We start from the raw sequence: 16842 nt of genomic DNA, 5'->3' as shown, positions 1-16842 counted from the left end.
TGGTCTTCCTGCACTTGCTCTTGCAATTAACGGGTCTGAACATCTTGGGTACGACCCATGTACCATGATTGAAATGATTTCGCCGTATCCAGGGAAATGTCATGTGCCCGATGATGCAGTACTGGTTTGGCACGGTTCACCGTATGAACAGAAGCCACACCGAACCAACGCTGTAACACATTACGGGTGATCTGCACTTCGATGACTTTCTCACGTTTGGAGATGAAGAGTGTCGACGTGAGCGCACCGGTTCGAAGTTGAATGAAATTCTGATGCAGGATATATCGGGTATGGAAAAAGTCCATCACTCTGCATGTTGCAATCCACACGAGCAGAATCGCGGAAATCATCCACCAGGCATGTTTCTGCCCAAACACCACTGGTTTGAAGTACCACAATAAACCCGTGATTATGATCCATCCCCAGCTTGGTTTGAGCAGGCGCAGCCATAGTGATATTCGTGGAAGTTTTTCCATCTCCTGCGTAACCCGATAGGATGGCAGGATCTCCTCAATCAGGATATAGGCTTGCTTCACAGGCAAGAAAGGATAAAGCGAATTCACCTCCTGCTCGGATTCCCCCAGACTACCCGCAGTCGTCAGTTCTACTTCCGCCAGTCCAAGCAGCCTTTTCATCGGAGACTGTGTAATTTTCACGGCCTGTACTCGTTCTTTCAGGATTGAAAATGACGTTTGCTCCATCATGCCCTTCGAGATATAGATCCGCTTGGCATCCGAGGTGATCTGGAAATTTCCATATTTTACGAAGGTTCTGACTATGCCCAAAGCAATAGATATAATCAATAAAACTAAAATCATTAAACCGGCAATCCACCAGGAATCAAGCCAGGTTAATAACAAACTTTCCGTTACTTCTTCATCAGGGAAGAAGTCCTTCACCCAGGAATAAAGCGTAGCCAAGACCGGAATCAGTACGAGAAAACTAAGCGAGGTAAAGGATGCTTTGAATATGTCCTTGCGGGTGGAGTGATAATGAACAATCCGTTCCTGTTTTTCTTTTGCAGGTAGAGACATCGCTTCAACAGTTATAAAAGGTTCGGATTGCGCCTCTCTCTCTTCCATAACCTGAACTGCATCCAACGTATCATGTTCCTCTGTTGCCCCTGCTGTTTCTGCTTCTTCAGCCATATGACCTGCTACAATTTTCTCCAGCTGTTCCGCTTCGGAAAGTGAAACAACGTGTAACTGAAAGGTAGCATCTTCTCCCTTAATTCCGGTCTCGAATCGAATCGACGTCACGCTGAACAACCGATGAAACAACGTCGTGTGTCGGTTCACGTTCTGGACCTTGGTATACGGTATCGTTCTTCGAGTACGGTTGAACACACCACTGTAGATGTGAAAGGCCTTAACGTCTGCTGTATAACGAGAAGTAAACCACTTCCAGATGATCGACACAATGCCGATGGAAATCCCTGCATAAAAGGCGATCCTTCCATAGAAAAGCCATGGGGACTCTGACCCTTGACGGAAAACAAACAAAAACAGGACGATGGCGAACGAATTTTTCACCAGTTTCCACAGACTCCAGAGCATGGTTAATGGATGATGTCGCTTCAGATCGATCATTCATCCACCTCATTAATCCGCGCATAGGACGCAATTTGATGACGGAGTGCAAGCGCGACTTCCTCTGGCAATGCCGGGATTTCATGCGATGAACCCATCGTGCCAACCGATACGGAATAGAGTCCATATTTTCGCATCAAAGGTCCCTGATTTGTTGTAACCGATTGCACTTTCGCCATGGGGATGATCTGATGTACCTTGGTTAGCGCCCCACGCTTCAGTTGCAGGAACTCCTCATTCACATCATAGTACCAATGCTTGTATAACCATGACGGCTGGATGAAAATATCCCACACCGCATAGACCACAGATATAGCCGTAACGCCCCACAAGATCCAACCAATCCACGTCTTCCATCCATAGATGGAGTCGAGTATTAACAGTATGGCAAGGATCAAGAAACCTATTACATTCCATATGATAGCGCTAATTCTCCACAAGTTTACCGCATAAGGGGAAAGCCTCTGCTCGGGTATATTCCACTGGATTGACATATGTTCACTCCTTTTTCCTCGGGTACATAAAAACACACATGATACACTGTACGAACAATCGTCCACGATCGATGCAAAAAGATAAAGAGATGACCCCTATACAATACAGGTCGTCATCTCTTTTGTTCATTTCATTTTACTATAAAATCCTGTACTTCACACAGCCATACCATATGATCTGTTCCTTCGCCCCAATAGTTGTTCGCCACCACATAGGGTTCACCGAATTTGCGTTGCCACTTTTTCTGTGCGATCTGGTAACCGCTATCCAGGCAGAATTGCTGAATTCCCAGCCGTTGCAGTTCAGTAACCAGTGCGAGAATGAGCGCCGAACCAACCCCCTGTCCTTGAACCTCGGGCAACACATACAGGCTACCCAGTTCTCCGATATCGTTCAGCCGGCCCTCTGTACATTCTCGAATCTCCTTACCACACGGTCCATACGAGATTGTGCCTACAATAACATCTCCTATTTTGGCGACGAGGAAAAATACACTTGGTTCTATGTTGTCCTTTGCCTGCAATGCCTTGTGAATCATCGCTTTTTTCTGTGCTATTTCATCCTGAATATCATCCAGAAGCGAGCCTATTCCCTCCTGATCAAATGCTGCGGGAATGGTTATCTCGAACACCTGATACACTCCATCTGCATCCGATCGCAGCAAAGGTTCAATGGTAATTTTGTCATCCACAGATTCTTCTCCGTTCCATATACCTTCTTAATCTGTACGTCGCTGAATCAGTCTTCTTATTTGATTCGAATCCTCAAGGGATATGCTATATCCAATGTTCGTGTCTTCATGATTTACTAACAGGCCTTGCATCTTGGGATCCATTCCTAATGAAAAATCATACCGTGTTATCGAGCCATCCACATTGGTTATGCTCAGGTCGTACTGTGTACCATAATCGAGAATGCCGGGCATACGCTCAGCCTTATGTATGGCCTCCATCATGATCCGTATCTCGTCAGATCGATCAAACTTAACATCTTGGCATGGTTCCAAAGTGAGGTTTGGATTACAGGTTAAGGTGATCAGCACAGGAAGCCCCTCTTCCGCGTTCGATTCATTCGGTTTACTGCACCCTGCAATGAATGCGGCAATGACACATACGAGCAACACTCCTACATATTTCACCATACTGCACGCCTCCCTGACTTAGTATTAAATAAACTAGTAATGAGTAGAGAAGTAATAAATACAGTATATAATGACTCAACTGCACTAACTATCTATATTCATATCAAGTTACGTAACTCCGGGTCCCATGAAGACAACAAAGCGATCAGTCGCTCTAAGGTCTCTTCCACAAATACCTGAACTCTCTCACCTGTAATGAACTCAGGAGTAATTCCAGGCTCTTCCCCATTAAGAAAAGAAAACGTGTGGTCCCGCCAGCGTACAATCTCATCAGCAGTTAAACGATCCATCATGTCATAACCTGGTGAACTGTTGAGCACCTGCCATACCTCTTCGCTCCAACTTGAACCTTGATAGAGATTAAAATCGATCTGGTCCGTCTCCTGGTAATATAAACGCGCCATTTCATCCTTCGATCTGCTACTGCCTGCATGTTGGTCTACCTTGTTGACCCGTTCGACGAATTCGGGATGCACACTCCGGAACCAGTAATAGTCTGTCAGCACATGCATAAAGTATCCTCGCACAAACCACTTCCATCCTTCATCGGTAAGTTGTTGCATATAGAATGAGTAGAGATCCTTCAGTTCACCAACGTAATCTCCATCATCTTTTGGGTTAAAATGGGTGTACTCCTTATCATCTCTGGTTGTACCTTCGCGCATATGTATGGAATCCGGGGCGATATTCCCCAGATAGAATGAACCTCGATCAGCCTGCATTTGCAGCGAGTCTGCAATCAGATTAGCAATATTGAGATGAACCATAGGTAGCGGCATAGAGATGATCTCCTTTTATCGGGAAGTATTCTACTATACTTAGCAAAAAGAAACCATATAATCTACTGGTGCAACGTACAGATCACTGGAATAGTGAGACATCGCTATGTTCCATCCTTTTTCACCGTAGATGCGTGATTATCCCTGAATTCTCTCCACTTGCATGCGGTCAAACAGCTGCTCCAGATCCGTATGGTATTCCTGGTCCTGCTTAACAAGCAGAGCAATGTATTCCGACCCACACTCATAGAACATCAAGCGGTTAAACGGAGCTGTGTCTCCCATATGATTGCTTTCCTGCCCGAATTTTGCCCGAATCAGATTCTCAATATAACGCGCGTAACCCTCGTTCCACTCCAACCAGCTCCAGTACTCAGCTTGTTCTTCATTTAATGAAGTGAACAACGCCTTTCTAGCTGTCTGTACTTGTGTCAGGTCTTTACTCTTCAAAGCAGACAACAATGAGTTAACCCGCTCCACAACGATTTCATCTTCATACGGAAACTCATAATCCAGTTCCCATGTTACGCGCTTCAGTTGGTCCATTTTATGCTTAATCTGAAGACGGTTGACGATCCGCTCATCATATTTCTCATATACATAACAATGAACATATTCATGGAACAGATAAACTTTCTGCTCCAGATCTTTGAACGCTGTATCCGTTACGATCGCACACATTCGTCCGTCCATATGGTGCACCGGCATAGCGGCAAGGCATTCATCTGGAATATATAAATCGTCCGGTACCGTTTTTATCCACTCATATTGCTGTGTCTTGGACGAATAATCATAGATATATAATAAAGCTTCATAGGCGACAACCACTGGATAATGTTCTGCAAACAAAGGATGTATGCTGACCAAGTCTTTCTGAAGCTCGTTTAACTCGTTAATTTGCTCTAAAAAAGCATCCATGTCATTAACCCTCTCTTTACTGGATTGATGCGTTAATCATACTAGAATAGAAAAGATAAAACACTGAGAGAAAAATGATAATTCTGTTCGAGTATGAGATGGTGAACGTTAGAAAGGTGGAAGTTTTATAATCCGGCATACATTTTTCTAAGTTCGTTCACCACTGACTATATGCCAATGTTGATGCTTCGAGTCCTGATAACTGCCCAGGTTAGTTATAATCTTTGATGAGCCTGTCTGAGCTAACATGTCAGCAGCTACTTTTTTAATGACCCGCATCATTTCAATAAGCAGCTCATCATTATTCTCTTCCTCTTCTGAAATGAAGGACTGAATATGTATCTTGGGAATTACAACAATGTGATGCTTGTAGTATGGCCGAGTGTGATGATAAGCCATAACGTTCTTTGTTTCCATCACAACTTTGACTTGCGTTTTACCACTTAACACCTCATCACAATAAAAGTCCTGCGTCATTATACTCCTCCATCTTCGAAATGCATACGTTAAAACGTATCCTTATGATTTGGTCAAGATTCCCTGATCCACAGATTTCTGAATAAGCTGCTGCGCATACTCCCACAATGTTTCGGAACCGTTCGCAATCTCACGGTTTCTGTTTAACACCTGATCACTTGTAATGTTATATTTCTGCCATGTATCTCCCTCATTCTGATGGTTGTGGATAATAGGCTGCAATCGATCAAGAGAGGAGGCAAATTGCGCTTCAGGCGTCTGTTTTGCTTCAAATTCCAACCATAACTGGAGTAGTTCTTCAGCCTGTGCCTTAGGCAACATACCAAACAGCCGATGAGCTGCTTTGAGTTCACGATCATATTTATCCGTGTGTCCCACCGTATCGTAAGCGAATGTATCTCCGGCATCGATCTCAACCAGATCATGAACGAGAAGCATCTTAATAACTTTGAGGATATCCACATCCTTGTTGGCATGACTCTGCAAAACCAAGGCCATCATCGCCAGATGCCAGGAATGCTCTGCATCATTTTCAAGTCTATCACCATGCATAATTCTCGTCTTTCGTTCAATCGTTTTGAGTTTATCAATCTCAATGAGAAATTGAATCTGATCCTGTAATGAGTCGCTCACAACATATCCTCCTTCATATCTGATCTCCCATCAAATAGAGAGGTCATACCAGTAGACTCTATAGTTAAAATCCAGTGACATACCAACACCCTGAGCCAGACGGATTGAACCCGTATTGTCCGGGGAACAATCCCAATATGGATGTATGCCTACGCGGTTGCACTCTTCTACAAACGCTTTTGCCACCATCGCACCATAATTTTTTCTTCTATAGTCTTCAAGCGTTTCAATATCAACCGCATGTGTCTGATTTGCAGTAAATGCCGACAGGCAAACACTCGCGATATCATCGTTATGCACTATAACGTAGCCAAATCCATGTTGTAAAAAATCATCTCTTGTCGTCCAAAAGTGAGAGATTTTATCTTTCAGGAATGGAGAATTGTTATATCTTTTCTCTCCTAATAGTACTTGATCTATCCTGAGAATTCTGACTTCCTCGTCCTGTGAAGCACATATGTCGAGATGTACTTGCTGACTTATCGAATTTGGATTCAACTTGAATACATGCTGAATATCACTGGAGATATCTCTTTTCCCGGAGATATGTTGAAGAACATCTTCCCAAGCTTCATCCACCACACCAATTTCCACAGCATGAATATGTAAGTTCAATAATTCAGGTTCAATACGTTCCCGCATGTACTCTTTCAATTCATTCAGAAAGGGTTCACTTCGAGAATCTCCGATCAACTGAAAACCAGATTGTCCATGTATCCAAATTAATGCTGCTGTGATATTCTCTGCATCATCTACATAGATCCGTCCCGGGTTCAAACCAGACGACACCGCCTTGACTTCAATATTCTGACACGAATCCGTGAGATGTTTTACTTTGTGAAACTCCTGTTTATTAATCTCGGTGATCATAGGATCATTCCTCCTAAAACGACAGCTCAGGAATTATTTATCTAACGTGTAATCAGATCAAGTATCTATTAAGCAACTCTTGAATGCTAAGATTATGCTTTTCCAGCCAATTCATGTTCCTCTCAAACTGTTCAATCATAAACGTGAAGTTGTGTTCAATCGTTGCTCCGGCATAATGCTGACCAATATAGAAATGAAGTACTGCTATATAATAGATTTTTGTAAGTAAAGGGAGATAACCGAACTCAAGCACTGAATGCTTGCGTTCACGACCATACCCCTGAATAAAGGACTCAATCATTTCCATTGATCCTTGGGATTCCTGAACCACATGGTTAAAGCTAATTGTGAATTCCATAAACGCAGCATCCATACCCATAAAATCAAAATCCAGTACGCATGTGATCTTCTCATTTTCAGCGAGCAAATTATAAATCAACAAATCATGATGAACCAACTGTTGTGGTAATATCTCTAACTGCAGATTAGAACTCTTAATTTCTGTGATCATTTTCTGATAAAAGGTAACCCTTGCAACTGATAATTCAAAAGGTAGATTTTCATAAAAAACCTTAATCGATTGACGATTAGCTAACGGATGAATTTCGTACACTTTAGTAAATGAAATTCCCCTGTAAACTTGCTTGCCTATTGGGAACCCTTGCATTCGTGTCGAAAACTCACCCACCAGCTGCCCAAACTTCTTAGATTTGTCTACGCTAGACAATTGGGGTACAGTACCTTCTAGAAAGGTAGTAATAGCCGCAAGCGTCCCATCTTCTAATATTAAATAGTTTTGGCCATCTATTGTCCTATGAAAGCGAGGGACCTGAAACGAGGAATGAGTGCTTTCAAGGAACGCTGTCACTTTACATTCAAGTTCAATACCATCCATCGTTTTGAGATGTCTGTTGTAGATACGAACGATAAACCTCTGTCCATGTATTTCAAGAATTTTGGTCGTATTCGTCAAGCCAAATGGAACGGCTTCCAAGGTATACTCGGTATCTTCGAAATAATGAAAAATGATTTCGTCAAATCTTATATTCATAGATTCTCGTCTCTTCATCATCAAGTAGATATCCTTTACCGATATAGGCCCAGTTATTTTTTTCATAATAATCGGTCAGATCAGTACATAAATACAGCTTGTCATACCCCTTTGTTTTCACCTCATTCAATGCATGGGTCTGGAGTTGTCCACCCAGGTTTCGGCCCCGATATTCTGGATCAACATGAAGACATGCAAACCAGGGAAAGAGATCCTGCCTGCTATTCAGATCACTTCGTAACAAAGCGTACCCACCGATAATTCGGTCTCCGTCCAGCATCACATAAAACCTTGGTACATCACTATCTGTCTCCACAGAACGCTCTATACAATCCCGATAGAAGTGGAAGCTTGATTCCGAACCCCATTGTTTCCAGAAATACTGCACTGCTTCTTGCAGCACGTCCGGCTTCTGCCGAATATCAAAAATTTGCAACATGTTAATCTCCCTTCGCGCTTTTTACTTTCGTATAGGATCAGGTGTCCAATTCAACATTCAGTTCACGCACAAATACAGCTGTCCCCTTTATTCTGACATCCATATCCTCACCATCCCGAATCACACTCACTTGAACCTTACCATCTCTTCCAATCTCATGCCCTTGCTCTACCACAAACTGTACCTCATCAATCCCCGGTTTCACATAGGTTAAATAATAAGCCCCCATCACCCCTGAGGCTGTTCCAGTCACTGGATCTTCCGTCGTACCTGAGTAAGGTGAAGAGAAATGTCTGACATGCATCATTGAATCGGAATCACGGGTTTCGAAACCAAAGGGATGTAGGGAAGCTTTGGGATTCTCAATTAAAATTCCTGGAAACAGGGAAGAATCCGGTTTCATTTTCATAAAAGAGCTTAGTTCACGAATTGGAATTAATAACGTCCAGGTTCCTGTACTTCCATAAACGATTGGCGTAGAAAGGTCAACCTCATCCAGAGTGAGGTTTATGGCGCTCACCAGCTTCTGGATATCACCCTGGAACGGTATAAACTGCGGTTGATCCTGTTTCATTTCCATGTAAATGGTGTCGGCAGCGCGCTCAAATCGTATAGGTAATGTTCCTACATTGGTTTCAATCGTGATCAACTCTTGGTCACCCAACATACCACGCGTCTTCAAACCATACAGTGATGCCATTGTGGCATGACCACACAGATTAATCTCATGGCCCGGTGTAAAATAACGTAATCTGACGTCAGCTACTTCAGAATTCAACACAAATACTGTCTCATTAAAACCAACCTGATAAGCGATCTGTTGCATCTCCGTCTCACTGAAATGATCAGCATCAAAAACCACTCCTGCCGGGTTACCTTGGCCGGAAACTGTGGAGAAAGCATCATAATGATGGACCTTAATATTACTCATCACTTGACCCACTTTCTTTGCCATCTACGAGACGCACATTTCCATATAACTCTACGCTTTCACCATCAACTACAACCCCGTCTCCATCTTGGCACGCGTAGATCGCTGTACGGTGAACATGAGTATATTCTCTTAATGGATTTAGTTTATCTTCCGAACCGTCCCAATGCGGTGCAAACTCAAAATTAACGAGTTCCAGTGCTTTCATATCTTTCAGATCTACTTCGTTTTCATCAGCATCTTCCCCATACCCCGCTATCTCTATCGTAGGTGTCGTCAAAATACTTCCTGCGCTGACCCCGATCAGCATGCCGCCACTCTTCACATAGGAACGTAGCAAACCAAGCACATTTCTCTTCTGTAATAAACTTAGAAAATAAAACGTATTTCCTCCGGATAGATGAATTGCATCACACTCGAAAATAGAGCCAAATGTGCTCTCCTCATACTTCAGATCAAGATCATAATATTGAATGTTATCTATTCCTAATTGATTGTAGTAACGTCTAGTGTGTTCAAAATACTTCCGCTCCGGGTCGGAGCACGAAGGGATATATCCAATGGAAGGCTGTTCACTGTTAAATAAGCTTCGTATTCTCTGATCCAATTTATCGTTAGATTCGAACACCAAATCACTTAGCAGAACCAACGACGTCATCTTATTTCCTCCCGTACCTATTAGACTGACTTAAACTCTCTATCCAAAATCGAGAAAAAATACTGGTCTGTCCACTGATTGTTCCACCATAGTTCTTCTTGGAAGACGGCCTCCCGTGTCATTCCCACATGCTGCATCAGTGCTGCTGAGGGAACGTTTTGTGAATTGCACATGCCAACGACCTTATGAGCTTGTAACTCTTGAAACGCAAATTGTAGCAAAAGTCGGGTAGCTTCACTCCCGTATCCTCTACCTGCGTATTCCGAAAGTACAGCGAATCCAAGTTCCCAGCTTTTTCGGTGATCCACATAACTCCACATCTGAACGATACCAATGGGTGTATCCTCTGGATCATTCATGCGCCGTATAACGAAATCATAAGCATACGGTTTCTCATCTGCGACAGCAAAATGGCTACGATAATCCTCACGAACCTTTTCCTCATCCGTCTCAACAGTTTCCTCAAAACTCCAAATGTTTGTGTCACATTCAAGTTGACCTATGAAGTTGAGGTCCTGCTCTGTGACTGTTGTTATTCTTACCTTCTCTCCCACGAATTCCATGTGGCTTCATCTCCTTTGGAGTATGCCATCGTTCCCATAGACTACTGCATCTGCCCATTAATATATCTTCTGTGACTTGCAGATGCTTCCTGAACCCACAAATCCAACTCCACTCTACTAACAAAAAATTGATCCTGAACCTTAATGAACGGAAACATTCTCCCATCAAAGAAACCTGATACGGTAAAGCTCCCTTGTTCCGCCTTAATAATACTCATCACCTGTTCTTCAGTCATACTCAGATACTCGGCAGTTTCTTGCATCGTCAATAATACTTTATCGTTTGGTACTACTTGTTCTTCTGCCTGAGTGAGTTCACTATTTCTCTCCTGAGTCGTTAACAATATGCAGCCAATAATAAACGAGATACCCAAAACGACACTGGATAACAGGATAGAGAGCGTTACAGATTTCATTGTTTTGGAATCTCCCACTCTGTATGAAGCACTCCTCTACCAATGTTCCATTTGGCAAGTAACGCCCTTTGTCTATTTTCCAAATCCAGATAGGGAGCCGCTACACAGGATAGCGTATCAAACATCTGGATAAAATGAGGTCCTTCCTTGAACCGTCGAAGCCCTCCATACTCTTCATCATCTGCTGCCCATACAATCTTTTTAATACCCGACATTAGTATGGTACAGGAACACATAGGACAAGGTTCACAGGTAGTGTAGAGTGTCAAATCATTCTTCGTGTATCTCTTCTTCTCTACATCCAGCAAATGTTGTCCGGCCCGACGAATGGCATCCACTTCAGCATGTGCGGTGGGATCGCACGCAGAGTAGACACGGTTCCTGCCTTTACTCACGACATTCCCATCTACATCAACGATTATCGCACCAATCGGATACGTTCCTTCAATCAGTGATTGCTCTGCTTCTTCCATAGCCAAAGTTAAATATTCATAATCCGATAACTTCATTGAAAATCCCCCTAAGTGCAGTTATAGTCGCTTATACAGCAGATTCCTTCTCCATAAACCGGGTTACATCCGGTTCAGCGAAATGTTCATACACATCCTGCCGGTCTGCTAAGGTTAATTCTCTGAGGTACAGACGTTCAGTCTCTACATTAGGAAAATGTATCATGACATGATCTCCTTTAATCGTTAAACGTTACGAATTGTGTACTGCCCTGCTTCACCAAGAAAATCACTTTTGGTTATCCCTTTTTCTCCGAGTAACATCCTGTAGTTCGATATCGTACCATCATGTGAAATGATAAACGTATTCCCGCTCTGTTGCCTGCACCATTCAAGAAGCTGTTCAGCTAATATCTTGAATCGACATGCATCCATCTGATTAATACTTTCTTCCCAACAATCCAGCCCCAGCTCAACCATTCTTATGCCAGGATACTTATGGCTGAGCTCTTCATTGGAATAGATCTGATCACAGACGAAAGGAACAGACTCTGGATTCTGAGGAAACATTCTTGGGCCAACCAGTGGGCTGAACGTAAGATTGGTACTTTGGGCTAAAAGGAGTGCCGTTTCAATCGTACGTTTGGTTGGACTAACCAAAATGACGTCTTCAGGCGCAACAACCAATTGTTTACGTAACGCTATAACCTGACTTTTTCCCAATTCAGTGAGACCAGGATGCAGGCAATTTAATTGGTTAGGGTAGTCCATCAAGTGTTCACCATGACCATGACGAATAAATGTAATGTCCATAGGCACCTATTCCTCTATTTCTGAATGAAGTGTTTGATGCCTTTTGCATCAAGAAGGTTACTCAGTTCCTTTTTCAAAAACACAGGATATACTTCCATCTGCTCTAGTTCGTCCAAGGAAAACCATCGGAAGATTAACTTACCGTTATCTTCTAGTCCTTTGAATTCAGTTGCACTATATAGCTTATGGGCTTCCGGCAATGTGATGAGATAATAAAAGCCAACTTCATGATACTTCAGGCCATCATATTCAAAGAAATCTTCACTAACATATGCGAGCCTTTGCGCTTCTACCTGAACACCCAGTTCCTCCATCATCTCTCGCACAATAGCCGCTTCTGTTGTCTCGTTTAATTTCACCCGACCTCCGGGCAGATTCCAGAAAGCATCCTGTTCAGTCGTATGCAAAAGAACTCTTCCCGCATCCATCACAATACCTACCACACGGAAGTTGAATTTGTTGTTATTTTGGTCATACGATACATTATTGTTATCTGCAGTGGTCATCTCGCTGACCATCCATCAGCAAATCCATCCATGAATCCCATGATGAATGAGGGAATGATGAGTACGAGCAATAAAATTAAACTGGCTATGCCCCATCTAAGAATTACTTTCCGTTTGCTTCGAACACCTATAATAATTAAGATTGCGGTTGTTGCAATTAAGGCTACTCCATAAAATGTCATAAAACTAACCTCCGGTATGTATTCGTATTTCATTAAGGTTACTGCAAAATCTTTTCTAACTTGTGCCTACAAGCCTCGCGGTCATAATCCGAATTATCCAGCCATACCTTATCCATCTGAAGTAAGCCATAGATTTCGGACTCCAGCTTCTTTCTTTCCTGCAAAACCTGTACCGTACCCTTAACACCCTGATAACCCTGTGCCTGCCCCAAACCCTGGTTCGTATAATAATGAATGAATCCCTCTGACCATTCTTTGGGTCTTTCACTAACCGCCTTATCAAAGGTATAGGATATATCTTTCTGATCGATATAGATGAGAAGCGGATTCAGAGCATGAATGATACGCCCCAGTTCCAATACATACTGCACGTTCTGCTCTTTGGATTGATTGCATTTTACGAGACCCATGGTTAGTGGATTCTGGATAAAACAACACTCAAATATCGTGATGCAGTCATCATTCGTGCTTAACACGTTTTGGGTGAAATCTTGCCACTTCTCGGTGATCAGCTTCACATTTTGCGCAAAAGGAATTTCGTAAATATCCCGGCTGAAAATATCCTGTACAACGTGACTGGGGAACTCTATGCCCCGTTGTTCTTTCATCTTACGATAAGGAATCAGGTATCCTTGATCATGAGCAATTGCATGGCTTTTCAGAATCTCTGTGTATTCTTCATGCGTTTTCAATAAGGACTCGAAGTCTCCAGCATCATAAAAAGCAACACCTTCGTAATCAGCAGGGTGATCCAGGTTCCCTTCTTGAAATAGTTGTACCACCTTGCCTTGTTCTATCAAAATTTCGGATACCATTTGGGCAATTGTTGACTTGCCTGAACCCGGTAATCCTTCAATCAGTACTAAGCGTCTAGCCATTATTACATCATCCTTTATTTTGTGCAATGACATGGATTTTCCATGTATCTATCCGCTATTTTATTAATCAATATCTGCAATAATCCATTGCGCAGAATCGCCATCTTCTTTCTTTTTCCAAAACACCATCGTATTGCTATACTCTTCGTCGTTCTCATTTAACTCGTTAATCATCACCACTGCCTGATAGAGCTTCCTTTGCTCCTGTATCGTTATGTCGCTCATGGAAGTAACCTTGAGAACTTTGTATCTTCCCATACCTGATATAGGAGATTTCGGATCAAAAAGATTCATATATCGCTTTTCATCCTCTTCGTATAAATAACGCATACGTGCATTCATAAGTTTGACAATCTCCAATTGGTCCCCTGTATAGTTTGTTTCATCGAGATACTCTGGTGGGATGCCTTCTTTCTCTTGAAGTGTCGATATTTCTTCATTCTGTTGTGTCTCTTTTTCAGTGACGCTTTGAGATGGGGAATCTATTGATTGCTGTGCATCTTGTGTGTTTCCCTTGTTCTGACAGGCCGCCAGAAGTAGAAGTAATAATGAAAGTACGGTTAACTTTCTCATAATCAGTCCTCCAATCAGCAATCGTCTACATAAGAAGACTTCCTATCTATGTAAAATTTTCTCTCAAGGTACATCATAACCCATAATGTGGGATTTGCGAACGAGCGAAATTAGCCATTTCAACGTATAAGGCATCTCACGCCAAAAACACGCTTCTCTGCACAAGTTACATCATGCATAGAGCGTGGATATCAGCAGAACTTTTTCCTAACTTTTTTAACTGTCCTTAGTCAATCTACCTATCTATTCCATAGCATATTCATTATGCCGACCGCTTCAATCTGGATTTCTTTTTCTTCATGATCCGAGAAAAGATAACTATACGTTGAAAAGATTCCCATATGGCGTATATGTCCACCTTTGTAATGAAGCCTCTTTTCGTCACCGTCGATCTTCTGCGTAAACGTCCTGCCTTCATCCACATCATACGAAGCATGGATGCCATGTTCACTTGAGAGCCAGGCAACAAAATCCTCTTCGTTTGGATTGGTCATGACTAGAATAACGAGCAGAACAACAAATACAACAATGCCTGTTCTTAGTCCTGCGCCCCTCTTGCTACCATGTTGCGTGTATTGAGGCTTCATCTTGATCACCCATTTCTTGAACAGAAATCTCTACGTTCTTCGCCAGAACCCAACCACTCAAACCATACGAAGATGAGATCACCATGTACTTATATTTCTCCTTGATCAGCCGGGTGTGCAATTCGTCATCGGAATCATAACTGACAGGCCAGCCTTGACCTTTCCCCGATTCCAATAACTCGCGATTATATGGGATAAAATGTTCTAGATCCCACTCATCCAGATCCAAAATAATGCTGCCATGCAGCGGTGTATCAAACGCATGGGCCATTACACCAGAGAATAAGACATCCATATTTTTCGGCACAGCGTGACTTGAACGAGTACGCATCCTGATTCTTTCGTTCTCTAAATCCACTTCGTAGCTCAATATGGTGTTGTCATGTAAACTTGGCATACTCCCCCTCCTTCCAATATGTCCGTTAGCTCGTTTATCCTCAAACACCATAATATCGTTTATAGTTCGAGACCCATTCCGCTTTGGAGAAATCAACAAAATCATACGGCTCGCAATGTCTAAGGTACAGCAACTCCTCGTGCGCCTGTTCCCCGTCCATCTTTTCCAGGTAAAACAATGTCTCTTCATACCCTGCACCACATAATAACTGCACATCAATATAACTGCTCGTATCCTGATTCTTCTGTTTGGCTTGCCAGATCAGCGTGGTGTCCTCTACATTTCCAATACAGAATAACATGATGCACAACAGTCTCAGAACCTCGTTATTCTCTGACTTTCGGTTCTCAATCTCTTGCTGAAGCAGCTGCCGGATGGCCTCCCGGTGTACCTCATCAGGTTCCACCCCGTACAACTGCAACATTTCTTCCTCGTTCATATTTGTTCCCCTTACCTACTTGAGAATGTTGTTTAACTCTTCCGCTTTTTTCTTGCTATCCATTCTAGCATAAAAATAAAAAGCGATGATGTGCAGCACGATGGATAATAACCACATGCCGGGGAACCAGGGAGCGATGAACTGGAACATGTCTACCGAGAATAACCATACCATCGCCATACCTCCTGCAATATTGAATGTGGACGAGATGACGATATTCCATACCGGTTTTAACGTAAAATGGTTCCATAGTAGGTTATACATCATTCCAAACACTATAGCAGCAATGAAAGCAATACCCGCTATGTTCCATAAATAGGACATCTGAATGGGCAGTTCACCAAAGAATATGGTTGCCAAGAGCGTGACCCATAGCGTCATTATGGTGAATACTTGAAAAAAAGAATGTCTAAGTTGAGTAATCATGATAATTTCCCCCTAAAGTTTTTAATATAAAATCGGCTGACAAAGTAACTGGAGCGATCGCTCAGGTCTACCTTAATTCGGGCATGGTCTGTTGCAGAGAATGCGGTGATGTACCGTGTATTGATGATCGTTTGATTATTAATTTTCACAAAATGAACGTCATCCAGATCCTCTTCTACAAATTTCAGACGTTTATTAAGCAAATATCTCTCACCTGAGATCACCCGGACACAGCACATCCGATCCTCTGATTCAAAGGCAACCACCGAGCTCAATTGGATCTGCATATTGCGATTATTCTTGGCATGGATGACCGTTAATTGAGTTTCTGATTCGCAGATCGCCTGCTGAATACGGTCCCACTTCGACTTCTCCACCGGATGAGTAGTTACCTTGGCTACTTTTTGCTCTATTGCTGGATCCTCTTCAAAAATGATTTTCACGTGTTGCCCTCCTCTCACAACTCATATTACAAGCATAGCTACGACAATCCCACTGTATTGCGTTTTGTTGCAGGATTTTGCAAGTTTGTTGCATCGGCACTGCATAGATACGAAAAAGAACCACTCCATGGGAGCAGTTCTTCTATGTACTCATCCAGAGCATTCAGGGCATGAGTTATTCTTTTCGCA

27 protein-coding genes are annotated in these 16842 nt (G+C 42.6%); all 27 read right to left on the bottom strand.

What is annotated here, in order from left to right; translation table 11 throughout:
- Positions 1-26 precede the first annotated feature (26 nt).
- The 27 genes from IFU39_RS20295 to IFU39_RS33015 all read right to left on the bottom strand — a co-directional run bounded on the left by IFU39_RS20295 (position 27) and on the right by IFU39_RS33015 (position 16653).
- On the bottom strand, positions 27-1589 hold the full coding sequence (locus IFU39_RS20295) for a PH domain-containing protein (RefSeq protein ID WP_192134555.1): 1563 nt from the start codon (positions 1587-1589) through the stop codon (positions 27-29).
- Complete coding sequence (locus tag IFU39_RS20290) at positions 1586-2083, bottom strand: PH domain-containing protein (RefSeq protein WP_192134553.1); 498 nt, start codon at positions 2081-2083, stop codon at positions 1586-1588. The genes IFU39_RS20295 and IFU39_RS20290 overlap by 4 nt, the downstream gene beginning before the upstream one ends.
- 131 nt (positions 2084-2214) lie before the next feature.
- On the bottom strand, positions 2215-2775 hold the full coding sequence (locus IFU39_RS20285) for a GNAT family N-acetyltransferase (RefSeq protein WP_192134550.1): 561 nt from the start codon (positions 2773-2775) through the stop codon (positions 2215-2217).
- Between the two features lie 27 nt (positions 2776-2802).
- Positions 2803-3225 (bottom strand): hypothetical protein, encoded by a 423-nt coding sequence (locus IFU39_RS20280; RefSeq protein WP_192134548.1) that lies wholly within the window; start codon positions 3223-3225, stop codon positions 2803-2805.
- A gap of 98 nt (positions 3226-3323) precedes the next feature.
- Positions 3324-4004, bottom strand: a complete 681-nt coding sequence (locus IFU39_RS20275; RefSeq protein WP_206759576.1) for a zinc dependent phospholipase C family protein — start codon at positions 4002-4004, stop codon at positions 3324-3326.
- A gap of 138 nt (positions 4005-4142) precedes the next feature.
- The gene (locus tag IFU39_RS20270) at positions 4143-4922 is read right to left on the bottom strand and encodes a hypothetical protein (RefSeq protein WP_192134544.1); all 780 of its coding nucleotides are present in this window, start codon (positions 4920-4922) and stop codon (positions 4143-4145) included.
- Between the two features lie 147 nt (positions 4923-5069).
- The gene (locus IFU39_RS20265; protein WP_179198453.1) at positions 5070-5399 is read right to left on the bottom strand and encodes an HIT domain-containing protein; all 330 of its coding nucleotides are present in this window, start codon (positions 5397-5399) and stop codon (positions 5070-5072) included.
- Between the two features lie 42 nt (positions 5400-5441).
- Positions 5442-6032, bottom strand: coding sequence for an HD domain-containing protein (locus IFU39_RS20260; RefSeq protein WP_192134542.1), 591 nt, complete (start codon positions 6030-6032; stop codon positions 5442-5444).
- A gap of 30 nt (positions 6033-6062) precedes the next feature.
- A complete protein-coding gene (locus IFU39_RS20255; RefSeq protein ID WP_192134540.1) occupies positions 6063-6902 on the bottom strand; it encodes a GNAT family N-acetyltransferase in 840 nt (279 codons plus the stop codon).
- Positions 6903-6954: 52 nt separating this feature from the next.
- Positions 6955-7953, bottom strand: a complete 999-nt coding sequence (locus tag IFU39_RS20250) for a phosphotransferase (protein ID WP_192134538.1) — start codon at positions 7951-7953, stop codon at positions 6955-6957.
- Positions 7937-8392, bottom strand: a complete 456-nt coding sequence (locus tag IFU39_RS20245) for a GNAT family N-acetyltransferase (RefSeq protein ID WP_192134536.1) — start codon at positions 8390-8392, stop codon at positions 7937-7939. Before IFU39_RS20245 ends, IFU39_RS20250 begins: the two co-directional genes overlap by 17 nt.
- Before the next feature lie 37 nt (positions 8393-8429).
- Complete coding sequence (locus IFU39_RS20240; protein WP_192134788.1) at positions 8430-9323, bottom strand: PhzF family phenazine biosynthesis protein; 894 nt, start codon at positions 9321-9323, stop codon at positions 8430-8432.
- A complete protein-coding gene (locus IFU39_RS20235) occupies positions 9316-9981 on the bottom strand; it encodes a Type 1 glutamine amidotransferase-like domain-containing protein (protein ID WP_192134533.1) in 666 nt (221 codons plus the stop codon). Before IFU39_RS20235 ends, IFU39_RS20240 begins: the two co-directional genes overlap by 8 nt.
- 20 nt (positions 9982-10001) lie before the next feature.
- Positions 10002-10544, bottom strand: coding sequence for a GNAT family N-acetyltransferase (locus tag IFU39_RS20230; RefSeq protein ID WP_192134531.1), 543 nt, complete (start codon positions 10542-10544; stop codon positions 10002-10004).
- Between the two features lie 41 nt (positions 10545-10585).
- Positions 10586-10960 (bottom strand): hypothetical protein, encoded by a 375-nt coding sequence (locus IFU39_RS20225; protein ID WP_192134529.1) that lies wholly within the window; start codon positions 10958-10960, stop codon positions 10586-10588.
- Complete coding sequence (locus tag IFU39_RS20220) at positions 10957-11469, bottom strand: nucleoside deaminase (protein WP_091015005.1); 513 nt, start codon at positions 11467-11469, stop codon at positions 10957-10959. The genes IFU39_RS20225 and IFU39_RS20220 overlap by 4 nt, the downstream gene beginning before the upstream one ends.
- Before the next feature lie 31 nt (positions 11470-11500).
- Positions 11501-11635: a GNAT family N-acetyltransferase gene (locus tag IFU39_RS33020; RefSeq protein ID WP_218780897.1), complete on the bottom strand. Its 135-nt coding sequence runs from the start codon at positions 11633-11635 to the stop codon at positions 11501-11503.
- A 20-nt stretch (positions 11636-11655) separates the two neighbouring features.
- Entirely contained in the window at positions 11656-12222 is a 567-nt protein-coding gene (locus tag IFU39_RS20215) for a phosphoglycerate mutase family protein (RefSeq protein ID WP_192134527.1), read from the bottom strand.
- Positions 12223-12236: 14 nt separating this feature from the next.
- Entirely contained in the window at positions 12237-12728 is a 492-nt protein-coding gene (locus IFU39_RS20210) for an NUDIX hydrolase (RefSeq protein WP_192134525.1), read from the bottom strand.
- Positions 12725-12910, bottom strand: coding sequence for a hypothetical protein (locus IFU39_RS20205; RefSeq protein ID WP_036610391.1), 186 nt, complete (start codon positions 12908-12910; stop codon positions 12725-12727). The genes IFU39_RS20210 and IFU39_RS20205 overlap by 4 nt, the downstream gene beginning before the upstream one ends.
- A gap of 38 nt (positions 12911-12948) precedes the next feature.
- A complete protein-coding gene (locus tag IFU39_RS20200; protein ID WP_192134523.1) occupies positions 12949-13788 on the bottom strand; it encodes an adenylyl-sulfate kinase in 840 nt (279 codons plus the stop codon).
- Positions 13789-13851: 63 nt separating this feature from the next.
- Entirely contained in the window at positions 13852-14361 is a 510-nt protein-coding gene (locus IFU39_RS20195; RefSeq protein WP_192134521.1) for a hypothetical protein, read from the bottom strand.
- Positions 14362-14600: 239 nt separating this feature from the next.
- The gene (locus tag IFU39_RS20190) at positions 14601-14948 is read right to left on the bottom strand and encodes a hypothetical protein (RefSeq protein WP_192134519.1); all 348 of its coding nucleotides are present in this window, start codon (positions 14946-14948) and stop codon (positions 14601-14603) included.
- Positions 14920-15345 (bottom strand): hypothetical protein, encoded by a 426-nt coding sequence (locus IFU39_RS20185; protein WP_192134517.1) that lies wholly within the window; start codon positions 15343-15345, stop codon positions 14920-14922. Before IFU39_RS20185 ends, IFU39_RS20190 begins: the two co-directional genes overlap by 29 nt.
- Before the next feature lie 40 nt (positions 15346-15385).
- A complete protein-coding gene (locus IFU39_RS20180) occupies positions 15386-15784 on the bottom strand; it encodes a hypothetical protein (protein WP_091015018.1) in 399 nt (132 codons plus the stop codon).
- A 15-nt stretch (positions 15785-15799) separates the two neighbouring features.
- The gene (locus IFU39_RS20175) at positions 15800-16210 is read right to left on the bottom strand and encodes a hypothetical protein (protein ID WP_091015019.1); all 411 of its coding nucleotides are present in this window, start codon (positions 16208-16210) and stop codon (positions 15800-15802) included.
- Positions 16207-16653, bottom strand: coding sequence for a LytTR family DNA-binding domain-containing protein (locus IFU39_RS33015; protein WP_105597853.1), 447 nt, complete (start codon positions 16651-16653; stop codon positions 16207-16209). Before IFU39_RS33015 ends, IFU39_RS20175 begins: the two co-directional genes overlap by 4 nt.
- Positions 16654-16842: the final 189 nt, after the last annotated feature.

This window comes from Paenibacillus sp. CFBP 13594, from assembly GCF_014842675.1.
Lineage (GTDB): Bacteria > Bacillota > Bacilli > Paenibacillales > Paenibacillaceae > Paenibacillus > Paenibacillus amylolyticus_B.
This window is presented reverse-complemented; position numbering and strand designations above follow the sequence as displayed.

What these genes read in the sequence shown, in the direction of transcription:
- IFU39_RS20295 (WP_192134555.1), bottom strand. Translation starts at nt 1,589, where the DNA reads ATGATCGATCTGAAGCGACATCATCCATTAACCATGCTCTGGAGTCTG.
- IFU39_RS20290 (WP_192134553.1), bottom strand. Translation starts at nt 2,083, where the DNA reads ATGTCAATCCAGTGGAATATACCCGAGCAGAGGCTTTCCCCTTATGCG.
- IFU39_RS20280 (WP_192134548.1), bottom strand. Translation starts at nt 3,225, where the DNA reads ATGGTGAAATATGTAGGAGTGTTGCTCGTATGTGTCATTGCCGCATTC.
- IFU39_RS20275 (WP_206759576.1), bottom strand. Translation starts at nt 4,004, where the DNA reads ATGCCGCTACCTATGGTTCATCTCAATATTGCTAATCTGATTGCAGAC.
- IFU39_RS20270 (WP_192134544.1), bottom strand. Translation starts at nt 4,922, where the DNA reads ATGGATGCTTTTTTAGAGCAAATTAACGAGTTAAACGAGCTTCAGAAA.
- IFU39_RS20265 (WP_179198453.1), bottom strand. Translation starts at nt 5,399, where the DNA reads ATGACGCAGGACTTTTATTGTGATGAGGTGTTAAGTGGTAAAACGCAA.
- IFU39_RS20255 (WP_192134540.1), bottom strand. Translation starts at nt 6,902, where the DNA reads ATGATCACCGAGATTAATAAACAGGAGTTTCACAAAGTAAAACATCTC.
- IFU39_RS20250 (WP_192134538.1), bottom strand. Translation starts at nt 7,953, where the DNA reads ATGAATATAAGATTTGACGAAATCATTTTTCATTATTTCGAAGATACC.
- IFU39_RS20245 (WP_192134536.1), bottom strand. Translation starts at nt 8,392, where the DNA reads ATGTTGCAAATTTTTGATATTCGGCAGAAGCCGGACGTGCTGCAAGAA.
- IFU39_RS20240 (WP_192134788.1), bottom strand. Translation starts at nt 9,323, where the DNA reads ATGAGTAATATTAAGGTCCATCATTATGATGCTTTCTCCACAGTTTCC.
- IFU39_RS20235 (WP_192134533.1), bottom strand. Translation starts at nt 9,981, where the DNA reads ATGACGTCGTTGGTTCTGCTAAGTGATTTGGTGTTCGAATCTAACGAT.
- IFU39_RS20230 (WP_192134531.1), bottom strand. Translation starts at nt 10,544, where the DNA reads ATGGAATTCGTGGGAGAGAAGGTAAGAATAACAACAGTCACAGAGCAG.
- IFU39_RS20225 (WP_192134529.1), bottom strand. Translation starts at nt 10,960, where the DNA reads ATGAAATCTGTAACGCTCTCTATCCTGTTATCCAGTGTCGTTTTGGGT.
- IFU39_RS20220 (WP_091015005.1), bottom strand. Translation starts at nt 11,469, where the DNA reads ATGAAGTTATCGGATTATGAATATTTAACTTTGGCTATGGAAGAAGCA.
- IFU39_RS33020 (WP_218780897.1), bottom strand. Translation starts at nt 11,635, where the DNA reads ATGATACATTTTCCTAATGTAGAGACTGAACGTCTGTACCTCAGAGAA.
- IFU39_RS20215 (WP_192134527.1), bottom strand. Translation starts at nt 12,222, where the DNA reads ATGGACATTACATTTATTCGTCATGGTCATGGTGAACACTTGATGGAC.
- IFU39_RS20210 (WP_192134525.1), bottom strand. Translation starts at nt 12,728, where the DNA reads ATGACCACTGCAGATAACAATAATGTATCGTATGACCAAAATAACAAC.
- IFU39_RS20205 (WP_036610391.1), bottom strand. Translation starts at nt 12,910, where the DNA reads ATGACATTTTATGGAGTAGCCTTAATTGCAACAACCGCAATCTTAATT.
- IFU39_RS20200 (WP_192134523.1), bottom strand. Translation starts at nt 13,788, where the DNA reads ATGGCTAGACGCTTAGTACTGATTGAAGGATTACCGGGTTCAGGCAAG.
- IFU39_RS20195 (WP_192134521.1), bottom strand. Translation starts at nt 14,361, where the DNA reads ATGAGAAAGTTAACCGTACTTTCATTATTACTTCTACTTCTGGCGGCC.
- IFU39_RS20190 (WP_192134519.1), bottom strand. Translation starts at nt 14,948, where the DNA reads ATGAAGCCTCAATACACGCAACATGGTAGCAAGAGGGGCGCAGGACTA.
- IFU39_RS20185 (WP_192134517.1), bottom strand. Translation starts at nt 15,345, where the DNA reads ATGCCAAGTTTACATGACAACACCATATTGAGCTACGAAGTGGATTTA.
- IFU39_RS20180 (WP_091015018.1), bottom strand. Translation starts at nt 15,784, where the DNA reads ATGAACGAGGAAGAAATGTTGCAGTTGTACGGGGTGGAACCTGATGAG.
- IFU39_RS20175 (WP_091015019.1), bottom strand. Translation starts at nt 16,210, where the DNA reads ATGATTACTCAACTTAGACATTCTTTTTTTCAAGTATTCACCATAATG.